This window comes from Xenorhabdus doucetiae, assembly GCF_000968195.1.
Classification (GTDB): domain Bacteria; phylum Pseudomonadota; class Gammaproteobacteria; order Enterobacterales; family Enterobacteriaceae; genus Xenorhabdus; species Xenorhabdus doucetiae.
In genome coordinates, this window is record NZ_FO704550.1 from 2,064,573 (window position 1) to 2,083,654 (window position 19,082).

General features: G+C 40.6%; 18 protein-coding genes, 1 tRNA gene and 2 pseudogenes. 13 read left to right on the forward strand and 8 right to left on the reverse strand.

The annotated features are described in order from the left end of the window. Positions 1–52: 52 nt before the first annotated feature. The 3 genes and pseudogenes from XDD1_RS09285 to XDD1_RS09295 form a co-directional block, all read right to left on the reverse strand. Positions 53–1,390, reverse strand: coding sequence for a phosphatase PAP2/dual specificity phosphatase family protein (locus XDD1_RS09285; RefSeq protein ID WP_045970588.1), 1,338 nt, complete (start codon positions 1,388–1,390; stop codon positions 53–55). Positions 1,391–1,394: 4 nt separating this feature from the next. Beyond that, positions 1,395–3,143 (reverse strand): bifunctional alpha/beta hydrolase/class I SAM-dependent methyltransferase, encoded by a 1,749-nt coding sequence (locus tag XDD1_RS09290; protein ID WP_071827260.1) that lies wholly within the window; start codon positions 3,141–3,143, stop codon positions 1,395–1,397. Beyond that, a pseudogene (locus XDD1_RS09295) lies at positions 3,074–3,652 on the reverse strand (CDP-alcohol phosphatidyltransferase family protein); the annotation flags it as partial. The gene XDD1_RS09290 and the pseudogene XDD1_RS09295, both read right to left, overlap by 70 nt. 158 nt (positions 3,653–3,810) lie before the next feature. Between XDD1_RS09295 and XDD1_RS09300 the strand changes: the two are divergent. Together XDD1_RS09300 and XDD1_RS19930 are read left to right on the forward strand one after the other, a co-directional pair. After that, complete coding sequence (locus XDD1_RS09300) at positions 3,811–4,497, forward strand: helix-turn-helix transcriptional regulator (protein WP_045970590.1); 687 nt, start codon at positions 3,811–3,813, stop codon at positions 4,495–4,497. An 84-nt stretch (positions 4,498–4,581) separates the two neighbouring features. Beyond that, positions 4,582–5,394, forward strand: coding sequence for a VOC family protein (locus XDD1_RS19930; protein ID WP_231854489.1), 813 nt, complete (start codon positions 4,582–4,584; stop codon positions 5,392–5,394). Between the two features lie 76 nt (positions 5,395–5,470). Here XDD1_RS19930 and XDD1_RS09310 read toward each other — a convergent pair whose 3' ends face one another. Next, positions 5,471–6,139, reverse strand: coding sequence for a hypothetical protein (locus tag XDD1_RS09310; protein WP_148885973.1), 669 nt, complete (start codon positions 6,137–6,139; stop codon positions 5,471–5,473). Between the two features lie 240 nt (positions 6,140–6,379). Between XDD1_RS09310 and XDD1_RS09315 the strand changes: the two genes are divergently transcribed. Beyond that, the gene (locus XDD1_RS09315; protein WP_045973439.1) at positions 6,380–6,889 is read left to right on the forward strand and encodes a DUF6622 family protein; all 510 of its coding nucleotides are present in this window, start codon (positions 6,380–6,382) and stop codon (positions 6,887–6,889) included. Positions 6,890–7,726: 837 nt separating this feature from the next. Next, positions 7,727–8,884, forward strand: coding sequence for an Ig-like domain-containing protein (locus tag XDD1_RS09320; protein WP_045970594.1), 1,158 nt, complete (start codon positions 7,727–7,729; stop codon positions 8,882–8,884). Between the two features lie 62 nt (positions 8,885–8,946). Here the strand turns inward: XDD1_RS09320 and XDD1_RS09325 are convergent. After that, positions 8,947–9,036: transfer RNA gene (locus XDD1_RS09325), tRNA-Ser, on the reverse strand. 314 nt (positions 9,037–9,350) lie between these two features. Here XDD1_RS09325 and XDD1_RS09330 point away from each other — a divergent pair. From XDD1_RS09330 to XDD1_RS09355, 7 genes and pseudogenes are all read left to right on the forward strand, one after another. Beyond that, the gene (locus XDD1_RS09330) at positions 9,351–10,298 is read left to right on the forward strand and encodes a 2-hydroxyacid dehydrogenase (protein WP_045970596.1); all 948 of its coding nucleotides are present in this window, start codon (positions 9,351–9,353) and stop codon (positions 10,296–10,298) included. Positions 10,299–10,376: 78 nt separating this feature from the next. Continuing rightward, a complete protein-coding gene (locus tag XDD1_RS09335) occupies positions 10,377–10,919 on the forward strand; it encodes a TorD/DmsD family molecular chaperone (RefSeq protein WP_045970598.1) in 543 nt (180 codons plus the stop codon). Between the two features lie 367 nt (positions 10,920–11,286). Further along, a pseudogene (locus XDD1_RS19935) lies at positions 11,287–11,745 on the forward strand (Hcp family type VI secretion system effector); the annotation flags it as partial. A gap of 278 nt (positions 11,746–12,023) precedes the next feature. Then, positions 12,024–12,896: a DUF6402 family protein gene (locus XDD1_RS09345; protein ID WP_045970602.1), complete on the forward strand. Its 873-nt coding sequence runs from the start codon at positions 12,024–12,026 to the stop codon at positions 12,894–12,896. Beyond that, positions 12,883–13,311 (forward strand): DUF6201 family protein, encoded by a 429-nt coding sequence (locus XDD1_RS09350; RefSeq protein WP_045970604.1) that lies wholly within the window; start codon positions 12,883–12,885, stop codon positions 13,309–13,311. Before XDD1_RS09345 ends, XDD1_RS09350 begins: the two co-directional genes overlap by 14 nt. 191 nt (positions 13,312–13,502) lie before the next feature. Further along, entirely contained in the window at positions 13,503–13,619 is a 117-nt protein-coding gene (locus XDD1_RS20465) for a phage tail fiber protein (RefSeq protein ID WP_456243157.1), read from the forward strand. A 185-nt stretch (positions 13,620–13,804) separates the two neighbouring features. After that, entirely contained in the window at positions 13,805–14,254 is a 450-nt protein-coding gene (locus XDD1_RS09355) for a hypothetical protein (RefSeq protein ID WP_167541629.1), read from the forward strand. Positions 14,255–14,392: 138 nt separating this feature from the next. Here the strand turns inward: XDD1_RS09355 and XDD1_RS09360 are convergent, their stop codons facing one another. Next, positions 14,393–14,950 (reverse strand): lipoprotein, encoded by a 558-nt coding sequence (locus tag XDD1_RS09360; protein ID WP_045970608.1) that lies wholly within the window; start codon positions 14,948–14,950, stop codon positions 14,393–14,395. A 127-nt stretch (positions 14,951–15,077) separates the two neighbouring features. Then, a complete protein-coding gene (gene mdtH / locus XDD1_RS09365; protein WP_045970610.1) occupies positions 15,078–16,280 on the reverse strand; it encodes a multidrug efflux MFS transporter MdtH in 1,203 nt (400 codons plus the stop codon). Positions 16,281–16,466: 186 nt separating this feature from the next. Here mdtH and rimJ point away from each other — a divergent pair, with 186 nt between their 5' ends. Together rimJ and XDD1_RS09375 are read left to right on the forward strand one after the other, a co-directional pair. Further along, positions 16,467–17,075 (forward strand): ribosomal protein S5-alanine N-acetyltransferase, encoded by a 609-nt coding sequence (rimJ, locus tag XDD1_RS09370; RefSeq protein WP_045970612.1) that lies wholly within the window; start codon positions 16,467–16,469, stop codon positions 17,073–17,075. Positions 17,076–17,107: 32 nt separating this feature from the next. Next, entirely contained in the window at positions 17,108–18,145 is a 1,038-nt protein-coding gene (locus XDD1_RS09375) for an IS630 family transposase (RefSeq protein WP_045968390.1), read from the forward strand. Here the strand turns inward: XDD1_RS09375 and XDD1_RS18430 are convergent. Further along, entirely contained in the window at positions 18,142–19,077 is a 936-nt protein-coding gene (locus XDD1_RS18430; protein WP_084720996.1) for a serine/threonine protein kinase, read from the reverse strand. The genes XDD1_RS09375 and XDD1_RS18430 overlap by 4 nt on opposite strands. Positions 19,078–19,082: the final 5 nt, after the last annotated feature.

Genomic DNA, 19,082 nt, shown 5'->3' on the forward strand with positions numbered 1-19,082 from the left:
GGAAAAATAAAAATCAAATAATTAGGGCAGTTTTATTGCCCTTTTGAAACGTTCACCTGTGCCGATAGGTGCTTTCCCATTGTGCCAGCGCATCCAAATGTGCCTGCCTAAAAGTCACTAATGGCCTGGCCTTACGCAGGATATTCATTACCGTGGTGATGTTATATTCCGGATGTTGTTTTAGCAGCCAGGCCGCTACAACCATGGCACTACGGGACAATCCAAGGGTGCAATGAACAAATACGCTGCCTTTTTGGTGCAATTTTTCCAAGGTACAAACAGCGGATTGCAATTCTTCTGGAGTGAGCGGCAATAAATCTATTTGAGGCTGGCAAATATAGCGTTTTTCGTACTTATCAGGTTTTCTGGGCCACTCCGCGGTCAGATCAAACACACTGGTTGTGTTGAGTGACGCAATATCAGATTGACGGGGCAAGTAACCGAGGATAATGCTTTCTGTGATTTGATCATAAGGTGAGATTTGGCGCCTGAACCAAAGATAAGCAAGCCAAGCCCCCAATTGATACGGCGCCAGTAACCAGCGTGCAGACAGTGACATACGTCCGTCGGGTTGTTTTTGGAACACTGTACTGCCCAATCCGGCATAACCAAGAGCGATCATCAATAATGATATCGCAGGCCACAGCAGCATCCAGAAAACGCCTCCTAGTTCATACGCCATCAGCGTAAAAAGGAAACTTCCCATTGCATAATAACCAAAGAGTTTTCGCGCATAACGATCCTGACTGGGCTGCCATTGCCAATGATGCGAAATGGGTAACAAATAACTAATGATGACACCGACAGCAAAGCCGGTGATCATATCGATAAAGTGGTGCTGCCAAGTGGTGAGAACGGATAGGGCAATGAGGGCAGACCAGACATGCAGCCATCCACGCCAATAGCCTTGAAGGTGTGTGGCGTAACGCAGCCAGAGCAACCATAACAGGATAATATGTAAGGAAGGTGCCTGATTATAGGGCAAATCAAACCGTTCTAATTGAGTGAATAACCAGCCGAAAATCCCGTCCGTTGTAGGGCGGGAAAACGAAAACTCCAAAGGGAATAACAAAAATCCGGTACAGGCAATCAGTGACGCTGTCACTAATCTCCAGCCATGAATCCATTGTTCACGGCGAGTAGTACAGATAAATAATGATATTCCGTAAAATAAGTCGATGCTCCAGTAAGGAATAATGGTCCACGGCCAAAAAGGGAGCTTCTGTTCCCAACTGAAAACGACGACTTCCACATCGTTTCTCTGTGCGGTGAATTGATTAATCTGCCCGTATGTCATAAAGAAAAAGGGCGCCAGAAACAATAGCCATACACTGGCTGTCAGCCATAAACGCTGGCGACTTTCAGAGGGAAGTTGCACTGGGTATTTCATCGTTTCATTCTCGGCGACGAATGCGTTTGGCAATCGATACAGTAAAAATTCCCCAGTTATCCGTTAATTGTTCCTGTTTTTCAAAACCGGCAGCCTCTACTAACGCGTCCATTTCCCCTTGGGTGCGTCGTCGCATGATCCACGGTTGATTTTCACGATGACTGGAAAGAACACGGGCAATCATTTCGAGCTGGGGATGCCACGGTTGTCCGGTATAGATCAGATAGCCATTTTCGGCGATCGCATCGGCAAGGCCGCGCAAGGAGTTTCTGATTAACCTATTGTCGGAAAACAATTCATAAAGACCGGAAACTATACCTAGGGTTGGTGTTGGCGTGATGGATGCAATGCTTTCAGTATTAAAAGCGTCACCGATTACAAAACGGATTTTATCGGTAAGATTGCGCTCCTTAATATAAGCTTGGCCTTGATTGACATTGAGTTCGCTGTAATCCCTTAACAAAATGGCGTCAATTTTGCTGAAATCATTGATTGCATCAAAAATATAGCGTCCATGCCCGGCGGCGATATCGACAATATTAACCGGTTGATTTTGTTGATGCAGATGGTGAATAGCTTGACGGATTAATGTTTCCATATTGATTTTGCGTTGCCGTATGCCGCGCCAGCCAATATTGCCCCTGAGATACTGTTGATCCACTAACCGTCCCCAAATTCCTTGGCCTTGTGGTTGATTACGATAGACATAATCCAGTGTGGAACCGGAATCAAAACCTGTTTCAAGGCCGATACGAATGCCTTCGGAAGCTTTTCCCCAGCGTGTATTCATCGTCTTACGCATCAATTTATAGCTGAGGTTTTTAGGACATAAACGGGGTAATGGATGGGTTAATGCGCGGAATTCATCGGCTGTACGGCTCCAGATATCTTCATTGTTGTAATCATGTTGGTAGCGTGGGACGGCAAAAATACGGTCAATAAAAGTGCGTATTTTGTCGAAGACCAAACAGCGGTTTTTTTCTCCCAGCGTATCATGATAAAACCCCGCCATAATATGTTTCTCTTTCATCGGGGTATTTAACTGTTGGTAAAATTGGTGTTGGGGTTTAGGGTTCACCACATAATCATTGCCGGAAATAAAGAGTTGTGTTGGTAATGTAATGGCGCCGGCATCTTTCACTACGCGCTCTGCGGTTTGATAAAGCTCCAGCAGAATATTGACGGCAATTTCACGGGTAATCAGAGGGTCATTATCATAAGAGGCGATGCGAGCTTCATCGTGAGTCAGGAATTTCGCTTTTACATAGGAATTGACGAAAAAAACACCCCGTACTTTTTGCATCAATCGCAACCCTTGTACCGCAAAAGGAACGTATAATTTGATATCGAATGCGGGAGCTGCAAGTATCATGGCGCGGATTTTTGGCGCATAATCATGTACCCAGGCAGACACTAATACGGCCCCGACACTCTGACCTATGACCACGATATTTTCCATCGCAATGTGGTATTGGCTGGCAATAAACCGAACAAATTCATCAACATCATGAATAGATGTCCCCATTGATGGGCTATAACCACGTGGCCCTGCCGTTTTTCCATGTCCGCGGGCATCCCATGCAAACATTGGTACATCAGGAAGACTGAGTTCATCGACAATATGCTGGAGTCGCCCTGAATGTTCATGGCCCCGGTGAAAAATAATAATGGCTTTTTCTGCTTTCTCCTGCTCCTGGGGTAGCAAGTTATCAAAAGTAAAATAATCACGAGAGGGAACAGGTAATGGCTCCAGCTCAAGGCGGAAGGGAAAAATGCGATAATCAGCCCATAACTACCGAAGACAAAAGCCCGATCACTTTTTCCCATTGGTCCATCATAGCGCCGTGATGCCCCCACCGTTTGTGCCAGAACACCAATAAACTCAGTCAGGACAGCCAGAAACAAAATCACCAACAGGCTGACACTGTTGATATTCGGTAAAAAGCAGAAGGGGAGATAAAGTGCGATATCGGAAATCACATCACCAAGTTCATTATAAATCGCGCCTAAATGAGATTTTTGGTGATGTTCCCGTGCTAACATGCCATCAATGGCATTGAGCGCCATACGAATAAAAAGAAAAATAGGCAGTAGCCAATAGAAGCGAGTAGAAGGAAACAGGCTCAGCAACAAACCAACCGCAATTGACAAGAACATCGCGCTTAATGTGACTTGGTTGGCAGTAATACCATATTTTTGTAGAAAATTTACGGTAGGACGTAATAAATTTTGGAAAAGTGGTTTTAGATTATAGATAGTCATATTACCCTAAGTCCTTTATAGGCAGAACTGATATTAATAAAATAAATAACAAAAAAGCGCAATCAAATAAAATAGATTATCGTTTAAACGCTATTATGGAGTGATAGTGAATTTTACAAGTTTGAGTGACTTGGCTGGTTAATTAAGGATAGGATACATTGTCTAGGGCACAGCGTTTATTAACCCTGATGGAAATATTGCGTAGCTATCATTTTCCCGTGCAGGGAAAAGTATTGGCGCAGAAGTTAAATATTAGCTTAAGAACACTTTACCGTGATATTGCAACTTTGCAGACTCAAGGTGCAAGAATCGAAGGGGAAGCGGGGATAGGTTATGTCTTACGACCGGGATTTGTTTTACCCCCATTGATGCTGACACAAAATGAAATAGAAGCCTTGGCGTTAGGGGCGAGTTGGGTCGCCAGACGCGCCGATCCACAGTTAAAGGCATCAGCAAATAGTGCAATCAGTAAAATTGCGGCAGTGATCCCAACAGAACTTAGGCAATGTCTTGAGACAAACTCATTATTAATTGGGCCAGCAGCGACGAAAATTGAACCTTCGGTTGATATCCCGCGCATACGGCAAGCGATCAGTCATCGGCATAAAATCACCTTCACTTATTTAGATCTAAAAAACAATCAATCAGCCAGAACAATATGGCCATTTGCCTTGGGATATTTTGACAATATCAGTATTGTCATTGGCTGGTGTGAATTAAGAAAAACATTTCGCCATTTCAGGTCGGACAGAATGAGCCATTTGAAGATAGAACAACAGTGTTATCCCCGTTCAAGGCAGTCGTTGCTTAAAGAGTGGCGGGAAACGGAAAAAATACCGCATTAGCTACTGACAAAAACTGTCACTTAGGCTTGCTATTTTGAGGGCTCTTAATGTGCTGAATCAACTATCTGACTGTTGGAGTCTTTTATGTTAACCCTGACTTTTTCTACATCGATCAATGCAAAGCCGTCTGAGATTTGGGCCCACTATGTCGATTTTGATTTGCGGAAAAAATGGGAGATTGATCTTGAGTCTTTTGAATTCGAAGGCGAAGTGAAAACGGGGCAATATGGCAGGATGGTATTAAGGGGGATGCCGGAAATTCGTTTTTATCTTGCAAAGATTGAAGTCAATAAAGAATTTACTGATCAGGTTAAGCTGCCACAGATGGGAGTATTAACTTTTTGTCACCAAATTCTGACCGACGAAAGTGGTATGGCAAATGGTATTCAGGTGAGTGTTTCTTTTGCACCTGAAAACAATATTCCTTATGCTCAGGCTGTCAGTTTCTTTAAGCAAGTGACACAAGATCTGGTTGAAACACTTTCAAGGCTTAAGGCGGTGGTTGAAAAAACTGAGACAGAACAATCCGTTTCTGTGATTAAACCTAATCTTCAACTGATTTATGTCTCTGATATCGAATGTTCTACTGCCTTTTATGCCACTATTTTTAATGCTGAACCGATTTTTTCCAGCCCGCGTTATGTGGCCTTTGCTGCGGGCAAAGAAGCGATTTTTGCGATTTGGAGTGGAGGTGTTAAGCCAGACAACGCCGCGCCACGGTTTTCAGAGATTGGCATTATGTTACCTTCTGGCGAAGAAGTTGATCAGCTTTTTGAGCAATGGCAACAGAATCCAAACATTGAAATTAAGCAGGAACCTTATACTGACGTTTTTGGCCGTACTTTTCTGGTAAAAGATCCTGATGGTCATATGATTCGAGTATGTCCTTTGGATTAAGGAAACATTAATCTTAATTATCTGAATCTATTATGCCTGATAATGATATTTCCTTGGCAAGAAAATTGATTTTGACTCAGGCATATTTATTTTTTAATTTATTAATAATTGCCGACAGCATTCTTTTGCGGATAAATCCACTGGCGGGTCTGATGATGAGCCAGTAAAGAGTAAATATTTTCTTAATGTTATTAGTGGGACAAAAAACGAATGTTTCCGTTACCAGTGAACGATAACCATCAAGATGTTCCTTAACGAAAAAGCGTAATACCAATTTGGCTGATTTATTGTCATCAAAGTGAATAAATGATTCCAGATTAGGTTGTTTTATAATACCTAAATCCATTTGCCAAAATCGACCCGTCAATCCCATTGATATCTCATGGCTGTTTTCATTCAGTACGGTAAAAGTTTTTAAACCAAATTCATGGTTTCTGTTCTTTCTTTTTATTCTGTTCAGGAAATAATCTGGAGCATTTCTAATGGCTAACAGGATTTTAATTAATAAATCATCAGGCGTTTCAAAATCTTTTACAGTGTGAATTATTTCTTCTGAAGATACTTTGATAGGTTTTGATTCATGAATTTCATAAAAATGAAAACAAGGGAGAAAGGGCGTTGGATGTTTCCATGTCTTATGTTCCTTGCTGTTGACTATTCCTAAAAATGTCACCGCATATCCCCTATATAGTGAGAAGAGAGAAGTTAATGGCAGGATCAAGTTACCATCGGCGACATTCTTCATATTTTTTGATAAATCGTCAAGAAAAAAGTCAGTGTGAAATGGAGGTGGTTTACATTTGGTATTATTTATGTATGTTACTTTTAATCTGGCCTGTCATTGGCAGTTGATATGAACAGAATGACTTCTTCATATCATAGTAAGAATCGATAGTTTCTTATCGCTTAATGGTGAGTAAACATGAGTGATGGTCTGTTTTATTAAAATATGAAGAGCTTAACGCTCGTTAAAATGGGAAATGATATGTCAATTTTAGCCATTATTAAAGGTACGCCTATCTGGGTTTGGATTTTATTCATTTTTCTGATTCAACGGGGTATCAAAGCGTTATATGACAGAGAAATGCGTCTTGATCGGCTGTTTTTTATGCCAATATTATTTTTTATATGGGCTATTTACAGTGTATTAAATGAAACGACATTCTCAGATTCAGCATTTTTAGCACTGATTGCAGGGATCATTGTGGGAGGAACTATCGGGTGGGGCTTATGGCGTAACCAACCAAGATTAAGAAAAAATAATGAAAATGGCCTAATCATCCGTTCGGGAACGCCTTTAACTTTGATTCTGATTGTTATCGTTTTTATCGTGAAGTTTGTTCTTTCTGCCATGATGAGTATTCACTCTGAGTTGTTATATTCTTTCAATTTTAATGTGATATTTGGATTTATCTGTGGTTTGACCGATGGTGTGTTTTGGGGCGGGACACTTAATTTATTTATTCCCTATTATAGAAATAACAAAAAAGCCTGACAGGTATGTGTCGTTTATGAGTGCCTGTTCTGCAACCGAATGAATTGGCTATCTCCCGGTTTTTATTGTTAATCTACCATTCATGCCCACATGATCTAATGAGGAGAAAAAATGTCAGTCTATTCATTTTCTGAGGTGATGGTCGCGATTGAAATTAGCCAACCGGGAGAACCTGATGTAAAGGCAATATTGCCAAGGAATTACGTGAAAAAGTTTAGTCTTTATTGGTGCTAGGGAAGAGATAATCAGCGGATTTTGTTTTATGATCTGCAACTTGAAGTTCATAAGGCATAATTAGTTGTTTTTTTGAAAATTTTAATTATTAGAGTTCGGTAAATAAACATGTAAAAACAATCTATAATAAAAAGCTATCAACTGATAATTTTTTATCATTGGCTTTTTGTTTTCATATGGTTAATCTAAGGGGCAGGATATCAAATTTATCTTAAGCTCAATAATATTGAGTTGCTATCTTATGATCTTTATATTCACAATGTGAAAGTAAATCAATATAGTACCACTTGGTTGATATAAATAATATGAATCAAAGCGCAGGGTGATAAAATGTTAGATAAAAAATAAAGTGGATAAAAGATCCATGTTAAATATAATGTTAAAGCAAAAATGATTCCTGTTTTATTATGTAAAATTAAATCATTAAAAGTAGTTATTTGTTATTTTTTGATACAAATAAAAAAGAGATGAAATTAGTTTGCATATTAAAATTCAAGAAATTTGTTCGCTATGATTTTACTATTAGTATAAGCGGTATTTTTATCTAATTTATTAGAAATACTATTGTCTTCGTCGTTCCTCTTACATTTTGGGTAAAATAATATGACTATTTCAGTGAAATTTTTTCAATCTTATGATCTCTTTCAAGGAAGGCCAGCTACTAATATTAAGTTTTTAGCTTATGACGAATTTATTGCATTGGATAAGTTAGAGTTAATTGTTGAATGTTCATTAGGTAGCTTTATCATTAATGGTCAGGAGTCAGGCCAAAAAAAACTATCTTGTCAGACAGATGGCACAGGAGAAGCCTCTGTCTCGATCGTAGGTCCGGCTGGTGCTGGTGATGGTCAGTTGACTGTTTTTCTTCAGGAGACTGGTAGACAAATTGCTGTACAACCCTATCATTTCGGGACTACGGCACATTACTCACTTAATTTTAATGTAATTAATGACCATGCAGTGGCGGATGGTGTGCAGAGTAATAAGGTTAAGGCGATCCTTACAGGAACAGGTTCAGGGATAAATATTGCCAATCGTAAGTTAGATCTAAGTGTTACAGGCTCGGCATCTTTTGAGAAAGGGAGTCAAGTTCAAGCGACTTCTGTTACTACTGATACATCAGGAAATGCAACTTTTGAACTTTATGATACTAATAAAGAGGGTGAAACGGTAACGTTAACGGGTTTCCTGGATGCCAACAAAACAGTTCACGCAATCGAACAAATTCATTTTCAGCGTAATCTGGATTGTGAAAATTCTCCTTCTGCCGATGGAAAGTATATTAGAACGGTTTTTACTTATTCCATTAATAATCAACAGTATCTTTTCCGTCAACATAAGAGTGATCATCTGGTAACGGTACATAAATTTGTGTCAGGTGGAAAGATAGGAGAGCAAATATCTACAGGACAAAAATGGACAAATTTCTATGAATTAATATTTCCTTTTGCTCTTGGGGAAGAGCAGTATATTTTCGGATTAGCCAAGAGTTTTATTAATAAATCACAAAGTACGCCTAAATCTTATTGGATGATTGCGAAAATCGATGAAAAAGGACATAAAGAGATTGTAGAAAGTGGTTATTGGGATAGTCATTACGATGTAGGATTTGTATATGTTACTGGTAGTGATCAATTTATTTATCTCCAGAGTAAAGACAAAGATGGTAATGGGATGTGTCCTTATATTATACGAGAAATTTTACCAAATGGAGAAATGGGGGAAATAACAGATAAAGGTAGTTGGGATAAGTTCTGCTAAGTTATATTTTCCTTTTTTCTATAAAAAAGCCCGAACTGATGTTCGGGCTTTCCCATAAAAAATGGCGGTGAGGGAGGGATTCGAACCCTCGATACGTTTTCACGTATACACACTTTCCAGGCGTGCTCCTTCAGCCTCTCGGACACCTCACCATATTTTGTTATTGCAGAAATTTCTTTTGGCTTCATCGCTGCAACGGGGCGCTACTATAGGGAAAAGCAGGGCAGGCGTCAACAGGCTTATGACGATTTTTTCAGGCTTTTTGACCAATTAGACAAATAAAAAACAATTTGTGTGCTCAGTAGTCGGTTTCGAGAGTAAAAGATGGCTTTTGTTGCAATAAATCACAGCAAATTTGTTAACCAGATAACATTATCAATATTTTCATTCCTCTCTTTCTACCAGAGGCTTGCAACCGTTCAGCAATAAGTTAACTCTATTAAAAAACAAAAAGGAATGAAATTTTATGAACATCATTTTCTTTCACCCTGCCTCTCATTTTAATTCTGATAAATGGATCCAAGGAATACAAACCAGATTACCCGAAGCGAATGTCCGGCAATGGGTGAGTGGTGATAATGCGCCTGCTGATTATGCTTTAGTTTGGTTGCCGCCCTATGAAATGCTGGCTAACCGTCAGGATATCAAAGGTATATTTTCGCTTGGCGCGGGAGTGGACGCCATCCTTAATCAAGAATTGGAAAATCCGGGTACGTTACCGGAAGCGATCCCATTAATCCGTCTTGAAGATGCCGGAATGGCTCGGCAAATGCAGGAATATGTGGTTTCTTCCGTTTTATACTACTTCCGCCACATGGACGAATATAAACAATATCAAGAACAGCGTCTTTGGCATCCGGTGCCTCCCCATAATCGAAAGGAGTTTGTTATTGGTGTCTTGGGAGCGGGGGTTTTGGGACGTAGCGTGATTGAAAAATTGCGGGAATTTGATTTTAGTGTTCGCTGCTGGAGCCGAACGCCAAAACAAATTGATCATGTCGAGAGTTTTTATGGGAAAGCGCAGTTAGGCGATTTTCTTTCTGAATGCAAGGTGTTGATTAATATCCTGCCGGACACTCCAGAAACACGGGGTATTTTAAGCCTTTCATTATTTAAGCAATTAAAATCGGGTTCCTATGTGATCAATATTGCCCGCGGTGCCCAACTCGTGGAACAAGATTTGCTGATTGCCATTGATAAAGGTTATGTTGCCGGTGCTACGCTTGATGTCTTTGTTGAAGAACCCTTATCAAATCTTCACCCCTTCTGGACTCATCCGCGTATCAATATCACGCCACATATTGCGGCAAAAACGATGCCTGATGAAGCGATGGATATCATTTGTGAAAATATCCGGCGAATCGAAAAAGGTGAATCCCCCAGCGGCCTCGTTGATATGACCCTCGGTTATTAAGTTACTTTACAGCAAGGCAGGCAATTAGGGACAATAACGTGATTCACTATTTAGATAAGTTATTGGGGGGATAAAACTATGAACGAATTTTCTATTGTTTGCCGCATATTGGGAACATTGTTTAACCGGGCACCACAAGATCCTGTTTTGCAACCCGTGATCACCATGATTGCGGAGGGAAAATTGAAACCATTATGGCCGTTGGAGCAGGATGCGTTGTTGGACAGGTTACAGCAACACAGTGAATTATCGGTGATTGAAGCGGATTATCATGCCTTATTTACCGGCGAATCTGCGAGCGTTGCAGTCTGCCGCTCTGATTATACCGATAAGGATGAAAGCGAGGTACGTCAGTTTTTAGTGGAGCGGGGTATGCCTCTGTCTGATGCTCCTGCTGATCAATTTGGCGCGTTATTGTTGGCCGCATCTTGGTTGGAAGATCAGGCGGCGGAAGATGAAGTGCAGGCACAAATTAAGTTGTTTGATGAGTACTTATTGCCTTGGTGCGGGCACTTTCTCGGTAAAGTTGAAGCTCATGCAACGAGTGGTTTTTATCGGACACTGGCGGTAATGACCCGAGAAGCCTTGCAGGCGTTACGTGAAGAATTGGATACTGATTAAATAAATCCATCAGTCTTATCTATCAATCGATAACAATCGGTTAATATGGGATAAAAAATAAGGGCAGGTTATTTAATGATCTGCCCTTATTACTGTATTGATAATCATGTATCCAAATATAATGGGTGTATAGTTGCTTTTAAATTCTGCACTCACTGTACACCTTATGTATCAATTTGTTTTTCTATTAGGGCGCTATTTGAAATTTAAATTAGGTAATTATCTGATTTTACTTAAGAAGAGAGGTTAATCACAATTTTTCTGGTGATCTTTTATTCATGCTGGAATAGATAAGCATTGCTGTTATATCCTGTTTGATTGATGCTGTAATGAGCATCCATTGAAAATCAGATGACAGGAGACAGGAATGTCATATCTTATTTACTTGTCGTTAAAGGGCAAGAAACAAGGCTTAATCTCGGCGGGCTGTTCAACCCCCGAATCTATCGGTAACCGCTATCAGGCCGGGCGGGAAGATGAAATACAGGTATTACATATCAGACATGGAATGACACGCGATCAGAACGTCAATCACCTTCCGGTCAACTTTACCAAACCCATTGATAAATCCTCCCCATTGCTGGGGTTGGCGATAGACAAAAACGAATTGCTGGATGCCCTTTTTAAGTGTTACCGCACTAATCAGGCCGGACAGCTCGAACTCTTTTACGAAATCAAACTGACAGGCGCCACCATTGTTGATTTTTCCTGTCACTACCCGCACTCAATTGATGATAATGACCAGATCCCGTATGAAACGGTGCAGCTTGATTATAAGTCGATATCATTCACACATCGTGCGGCAGGGACAACGGGTTACGCGATATCGCAATTGCAGGGGCGTGAAGAGGAAAGGCCATTACTTTCTGGTTTTTCTAACATTCAGCCATTGATTGAAACAGTTGCAGCTTTTTTATTTAGCCAAAAATTTAAACTTAAATATCAGGGAGATATTTGCCCAAATATTGCATATGGAGTGAGAACAGAAAAAGGATTAATAGAGGATATGTTTAAAACATCTGGTACGACAAAACAGTTTGAAACAAAAAAAGAAGAAACTATTGAAGTTGAGTATTTATATCAGACAAAAATAGGGATTTAATTATGGCTATTTTAAAAACTAAAACTGTCAAAGGTGGTGAGGTTACAGAGTTGGAAATGGATATATTTTATTTAAACCAGATTCCCGATGTAATGGATAAAATGGGTTGGAGTATAGCATCTGAATTAATGAAATATTGGTTTAATACTAAACCTGCTTTTGAAATGGATGATGCTTTAAGAAATACGTATATGAAAGGAAAATCTATTGACATTCCAAAAGAACGATACAATGACACCATTGTTAAAATGAACTGGGCAGTAAATTATAAACAAGTACAGGATGCAATAGATATATTAATAAATAAAAAATTAGGTAATAAAGCCTCTAACGATAGTATCTTTAAAAGGTTACTGAAAAGAAATTTGGTTAAATCATCATCAGAAAAAGAAATATATGTTGGCTATGGTAGTGATATTATTGATATTGATTATACCAGCCAGATTAACGTGGAAACCTTTGGCGGTAATTATGATGCAATTGATGAGTTAAGAGGAGCTATCGGCAAGGGTAGTTTAAATCTTTGTGTACGTGGATATTATGATTTATCACAGAAAAAAAATAGATTTGTAGTTGATAAAATAGGCTTTTATATTAAAGATGCATATAATTTTTCTGGAGACTATGAGCCATTAGGCATCTGGAGCCGAAATGATATTCTCGGCTATGGACATATATTAAAATTTATGACCACTTATAAACTTAAAGATTGGAGAACCTTGTATAAAGAATATAAAGGTTATGTTCCTGTATTCAATAAAGATTTTAGGTCTTGGCAGAGAAAGCATAATGAAGGTGGTGATTATATTGTTTTTTCGGATGTTTATTGGATTGAGCCGCCAAGTGAACACCAGGTGATATATGAGAGCAATTAAATTAATGAAATATGGCATTATTGCCATATTTTTTCTATGGTGGTTTTTTTTATCACATGTCACATTTACAATTGGTTCATTTTATGTGACCGATTCAAAAAATAATGACTTTATGGTTAAATATTATTATCCTGCTCCAATAAATCTATTCGGATTATATTTTTGGGTGGTAAGCGAACTCCCTACATATGTAGTTCTTTATGATAAAGATAATAATTATATTGGGCAAAGCGATCCTTTTTGTATGCCGCACTCTATTGGTATTTATGGTTCTGAATATATATTGCCTGATATTTCTAAAGGGGATGAATACTATGAACGGTTCTTTATTAGCGGTGAGCCTTTCGATGGGAGTTATACTATACCAGTGAAAGAAAAAAAATGGTGGAGCAAAGTACTGCAATATTTCCATTAACTGAATGAAAATTTTTGTAAATATTCCGTCCTCATGTTTTTGCTAGTTTAGCCTCTGAATATCAGGGGCTTTTATCATTTTTCATGATGTTAAATAGTGTTTAACGCATATAAAAATCAACCATAAAACACCATGAAAAAGCTACTTGAATTACGCCAGCAAAAGGCAACTCTCACCGAACAAATGCGTTCATTTATGCTGATGGGAAACCGTGTGATATTCCCGAAGGTTGCCGATTAGACATCCGTGTCCAGATGCCGGAGGATTCGGTGTGGAATTTGAGGAAGGGGCACCAATATTCAGAGTAGGATAAAGTTTACACAATAGCGCAAGGAGAGTAGGTTGACTGTGTTCCTGAAAAAAGAAAGAGGGCACCAGTATGAGACTAATCCGTGTATACCCAGACTCAAGTGTATTCTCAGAGCCACACCGCAAAGCACCAGGCAAAACTCGACTCACCATTGTGAGTCATGGATATAGGCATAGGCTTGGAGTGCCCCGTATCAAGATGGACGGCCGGTTCTATGACCCACAGCAGATTGCCCGATTTATCCCAGCATGGACTCTTATTACCAGTTTGTATAGCGTCAGACTGATTGCTTGCTATTCAGCTGATCCCGATTCCAATAATAAATATACGCAGCATTGGGGAGAGGAACTGGATAGATCATCCTCTTTTGGTTCACAATTATCCAGGCATTTGAAAAATGTTTACGTCAGAGCATATGCAGGGAACCTTGTTACAAGTCGCCCAGACGACGAAGCTATGTGGAACTATTTTATGGTGGGAGGAGAGAAGGCTTTTGCATATGTCTCGAATCAATGTTTTAGAATATTCAAGAATGAACCAGATTACCATTGCGTCGTATTCTTCAATGGTGAAATTGTAAAGGAACGTTATTCAATTCAGGCGGTAAGCGAGCTTGGCCTTGTACGTGTGTAGTAGGAGAATGAGTAGCGGTAATGCTTTTGTTCAAATATCAAATCGGAAGATGCTTTTAGGTGAGTTAAAGGGCAGGTTTCTGCCCTATGGTGATTATTATCCTTCCCTGGAACTTTTTATTTAAAACGCGTGTATTTATTAGTCTAAATCAATCACTAACTTACCGGGTTTAACCTCCAATCCTTTGGCTAATTTTAAGGCAGCCGCTTCAGCCTTGCTTTTTTCTGGATTCAGAACATAAACCGGATGAGTATCAAAGAACTCACTTAAAGAGCTATTCAGATAAGGGAGCAACGCTTTAATTGGCGTGGCCACTTTTTCTGGCGTGGTCTGGTAATCCACAATTTCCAGCCCCTGAATGAAAATAGCCCCTTTTTCCGCATTAAATATCGGCTTAGCGCTGATGGTCAGTTTCATATCAGCCTGGACTGTACCCAGTAAGGTGGCTAATTGAACTTTTGCCAGCGTTGATAATTCCATTTTTTCCGGATCTTGGCGGCCAATCTGACTGGTTAAATCCCCCAGTGTGATATTGGCGGTGGTCGCAGCGGGCAAGTTAATTTGCTTTTGATAATGAACTTTTTTTAATAAATAATCATTGAGCAAGCCTTCGTTGATACTGACTTCCTTGAATTGATCGCAGCCGCTGATTAATCCTGCCAGTACCCATACAGCCCCGAAGAAAAATTTTCGCATGTTGTCTCCTTCTATTTTCAATGGGCGGATTTTACACCATTTATTATTTAATTTGTTTGTTGTTTAAGCCCTTATTCCTCGCTGTGCGAGGAATAAGAAGTCATCGACAATTTGGGAATATTATTGACTATTTGTTGATAATGATTGGTTCAATTTTCTTCTGGTTGAATTGGTGATGCAGGGCATAAATGGTGACTAACCCCACCAGTCCCAGCAGGAGCCACGGCAACTGCGGTATACCCAAGGCATGGCCGGTATCATAGAGCCATCCACCGCCGGTGTAGCCCAATGCGCCTCCCAATGCCAACCCCAGGCGACTGAATCCCATATAACTTCCCCGTGCCCGTGGATCAGCCAGTGATGCACTCAACGTTTCACGTGCAGGCTCTGCCGTAACCATGCCCAAATAGAACAGACAAATCAGGCCAAAAATGAGATGCAATTGATTGACCCAACCTATTGGGAACATACAGAGACTCATTAAAAACAGCCCCGCCATCAAACGTTGCTCTTGGCGAAAGTATTTCTCACTCCAGCGTGCGATAGGGTAGAGCAGCGTCAGGGAAATCACGGCTTCAATGGCATACATCCACTTAACGGCGGTGGCTGTACCGGAAATTTCATGGATAATGATCGGAAACATCAGCATAACTTGTACTGATAGCACAAAATAACCCGCTAATGTCAGTACATAGTAAAAGAACCGGCGATCTTTAATCACGCGCCCCAAACCTTCCTTGATAGGTGTCCGGATGGTTGAAATACGGTAGGCGGGAAGAAATAAAGCGTTAAACAGGGCGGCCAATACGAAAATGGTTGCGCCAATCCAGCAGACAAGATTGAAATTATACTGTAACAACCAGCTTCCTATCAGTGCACCAATGACCGCACCCGCGCTGTCTTGCATCAATAGAAGTGAATAGAAGCGGTTACGTTCATGTGGGCGGGTTAATTTAATGACCAATGCCGCCCTGGGGGGATCGAACAAGGTTCCGCCTAATCCGGACAGAATACAGGATAGGAGCAATATCCACGGCTCAAATGCCATCGCCATCAGGGCAAAGCCCAGTGCACGCAGCAACATGCCTGTGACAATCATTGGCTTGGCTCCGAACCTATCCGCAATAGCGCCGCCAAAAATACCCAGTCCTTGCTGGACCAGTTGACGCAGGCCAAGTGCGAAACCGACAATCACCGCTGCCCAACCCAGTTGTTCGACGAAACGAATTGAAATTAAGGGAAAAACAACGAAAAATCCTAAAACAACCAATAAATTATCAAACAAAAGAAAATATTTACCCAAGTTACGTGCTTGTGAAACTAGTGACATTTTGCACCATTGAAGTATTTGAAATATGGGAAAAGATGAATATGAATTGCTGGTTATTTTGGACTTATTTTGGTCATTAAGGTAGAGGGGGTATAGATGATATTTTTTTATCGTTGTCTGGTGATAAAAAATGTCGCAGGCGTTAAATTATTTGAAAATCTGCCAAGGTAAATATCAGGAGAAAACATGTTTGGTTATCGTTCTACATCTCCCAAGATCCGCTTTATTACGGACAGAATGGTTGTTCGTGTGGTATATGAATGGGATGCCTGTCGGTTGGCTGAATATTATGCAAAAAATAAAGATTTTCTTAAGCCGTGGGAACCCAGCAGGGATGGCAGTTTTTATCAACCTTCCGGATGGACAAATCGGCTGAATTATATTGCGGAATTACAACGGCAGGGATCGGCATTTAATTTTTTGTTATTGAGTCCTGATGAAAATGAAGTAATGGGAGTGGCTAATTTCACGAATATTGTGCGAGGGGCGTTTTATTCCTGTTATCTTGGTTATTCTTTGAGCGAAAAATGGCAAGGGCAAGGGTTAATGTATGAAGCCTTGCAACCGACAATCCGCTATATGCAGCGTCAGCAGAAAATGCACCGGATTATGGCTAATTACATGCCACATAATCATCGCAGTGGAAATTTACTTAAGAAATTAGGTTTTGAACGGGAAGGTTATGCCAAGAGTTATTTAATGATTGATGGAGTCTGGCAGGATCATGTGTTGACATCATTGATTGATGATACGTGGTGGGATCATATTATACCAATCGCCATTGAAGATGCTTGATTTCTTATCCAAACCCGATCATGCTTGCAATCATGAAAATTCATCTGACACCAGAACAAAAACGTGCCCTCGAATTGATGCATGATACCACTCGTGATAGTCGAGTCTGTGATCGCATCAAGGCCGTGCTTTTGGCGTCAGAGGGCTGGACAGCTCAGATGATTGCTCAGGCCTTACGTATTCATGAAACTACGGTAAGCCGTCACCTAAAAGATTTCATCGCGCAGGAAAAACTCACCCCCGAAAATGGCGGTTCTGAAAGCCATCTCTCTGCCAAACAAACCGCCGATCTGGTTGATTATTTGACGGCAAATTTGCTGCATACGACCGCTCAAATTGTGGATTATGTACGAGCTCGTTGGCAGGTGTCTTTCAGCGTGGGAGGCATGACGAAATGGCTTCACCGACAAGGTTTCAGCTACAAAAAGCCAAAGGGCGTTCCTCATAAATTCGATGCGGATAAGCAGCAACAATTTATTGATGACTACCAGTCTCTGAAAGACCGGGCAGGTCAGAATGAACCTATCCTATTTATTGATGCGGTGCATCCTTCGCAGTCCACAAAGCTCAGCTATGGTTGGATGAAAGCGGGGAAAAATCAGGTAAAAGTGGTCGAAACCACCGGCAGTCGTACCCGTCTCAATCTTCTGGGCGCCCTCAATTTACAACGAATTGAAGACACCGTGATCCGTGAATACCCGAGTATCAATGCCGAAAATATCGCGTATTTTTTCGGCGCTATTAGAGAAACTTACCCACTTTCGCAAAAAATTCATATTATTCTGGATGGGGCGGGTTACCACCGGGCAGAATTGGTGAAAGAGGTGGCATATGTCCTTAATATTGAACTGCATTACCTACCGCCTTACAGCCCAAACCTCAATCCAATAGAGCGATTGTGGAAGTATATGAATGAGCAAGTACGTAACAATGTTTATTTTCCGGATGCGAAGACATTCCGTGAAACCCTTCGTCACTTTTTTCATGTCACTTTGCCAGAAAAAGCGAAAGAACTCACGACTAGACTGACTGACAACTTTCAGATTTTAAAACCTGCATCTTCAAGTTAGATTGGTATAATTTGTAAAATTGCCACAAATTCGGTTATGGAGGGGGGACGTTCTGACGGGTTTATTGCCAGGGCTGAGTCAACCGCATGTAGAAACGACAAGGAATATCCCATAGGGCGCAGTTTGGCCAGAGGCTGATAATTATCTTCAAGATTGCGTACAATGCTGACGGGTGGGGGGGCGCCCACAATCAAAGTATATAACACCGCCCCCAACGCATAGATATCTGTCCAAGGCCCTTGTTGGTTTTCTTCATTGGCGGTGTACTGTTCCACCGGGGTGAAGCCGGATCGGACCGTTATCTCGGTATCATCAGACAAGCATTTTGTTGTCTGGCGGCTCGATCCTAAATCCAGCAATAGGGGTGATTGATTCTCTTGGATAAAAATATTGTCCAAAGAGATATCGCAGTGTAAATAATTTCTTTGATGGAGCGTATCAAGGGCATCCAACAAAGGAAGTAATATCCGGCAAAGCCAGTTTTCATTGATAAGATGTGGGTGCCTTACCCATAATTTATTTAATGTTATCCCCTTATAAAAGGGCATTGCGATATACGCCGTGCAGTTTTGTTGCCAAAAGCGCAGAAAACGGGGAAGACAGGGATGTTCGAAACATGACATCAAGTGCGCTTCGCGGATAAAGTTTTGCAATCCGGTATGAAATCGTTTTCTTAGCTTTTCTCTTCGTGAGTGCTTTTCTCCCCGTAAGTTGAGTTTCATATCCCGGCAGCGCATAGCGAAAGAGTGGGGCATATATTCTTTGATAGCAATAGTTTGCTTAAGATGGTGATCCCAAACACGATATACAATACTACTCCTGCTTTTGCTAATGACCTCTTCGATTTCAAATTCATTGAGGCAGTACCCAATGGGAAGAGGGGGAGTAAAACCCATGTTGCCATCGTCATAAGTTCGGTGAAAATTCTGCAAGTGGA

Coding starts and splice junctions, on each gene's coding strand:
- XDD1_RS09285 (WP_045970588.1), bottom strand. CDS start 1,390: ATGAAATACCCAGTGCAACTTCCCTCTGAAAGTCGCCAGCGTTTATGG.
- XDD1_RS19930 (WP_231854489.1), top strand. CDS start 4,582: ATGTTAACCCTGACTTTTTCTACATCGATCAATGCAAAGCCGTCTGAG.
- XDD1_RS09310 (WP_148885973.1), bottom strand. CDS start 6,139: ATGAAGAATGTCGCCGATGGTAACTTGATCCTGCCATTAACTTCTCTC.
- XDD1_RS09315 (WP_045973439.1), top strand. CDS start 6,380: ATGTCAATTTTAGCCATTATTAAAGGTACGCCTATCTGGGTTTGGATT.
- XDD1_RS09320 (WP_045970594.1), top strand. CDS start 7,727: ATGACTATTTCAGTGAAATTTTTTCAATCTTATGATCTCTTTCAAGGA.
- XDD1_RS09330 (WP_045970596.1), top strand. CDS start 9,351: ATGAACATCATTTTCTTTCACCCTGCCTCTCATTTTAATTCTGATAAA.
- XDD1_RS09335 (WP_045970598.1), top strand. CDS start 10,377: ATGAACGAATTTTCTATTGTTTGCCGCATATTGGGAACATTGTTTAAC.
- XDD1_RS09345 (WP_045970602.1), top strand. CDS start 12,024: ATGGCTATTTTAAAAACTAAAACTGTCAAAGGTGGTGAGGTTACAGAG.
- XDD1_RS09350 (WP_045970604.1), top strand. CDS start 12,883: ATGAGAGCAATTAAATTAATGAAATATGGCATTATTGCCATATTTTTT.
- XDD1_RS09360 (WP_045970608.1), bottom strand. CDS start 14,950: ATGCGAAAATTTTTCTTCGGGGCTGTATGGGTACTGGCAGGATTAATC.
- mdtH (WP_045970610.1), bottom strand. CDS start 16,280: ATGTCACTAGTTTCACAAGCACGTAACTTGGGTAAATATTTTCTTTTG.
- rimJ (WP_045970612.1), top strand. CDS start 16,467: ATGTTTGGTTATCGTTCTACATCTCCCAAGATCCGCTTTATTACGGAC.
- XDD1_RS09375 (WP_045968390.1), top strand. CDS start 17,108: ATGAAAATTCATCTGACACCAGAACAAAAACGTGCCCTCGAATTGATG.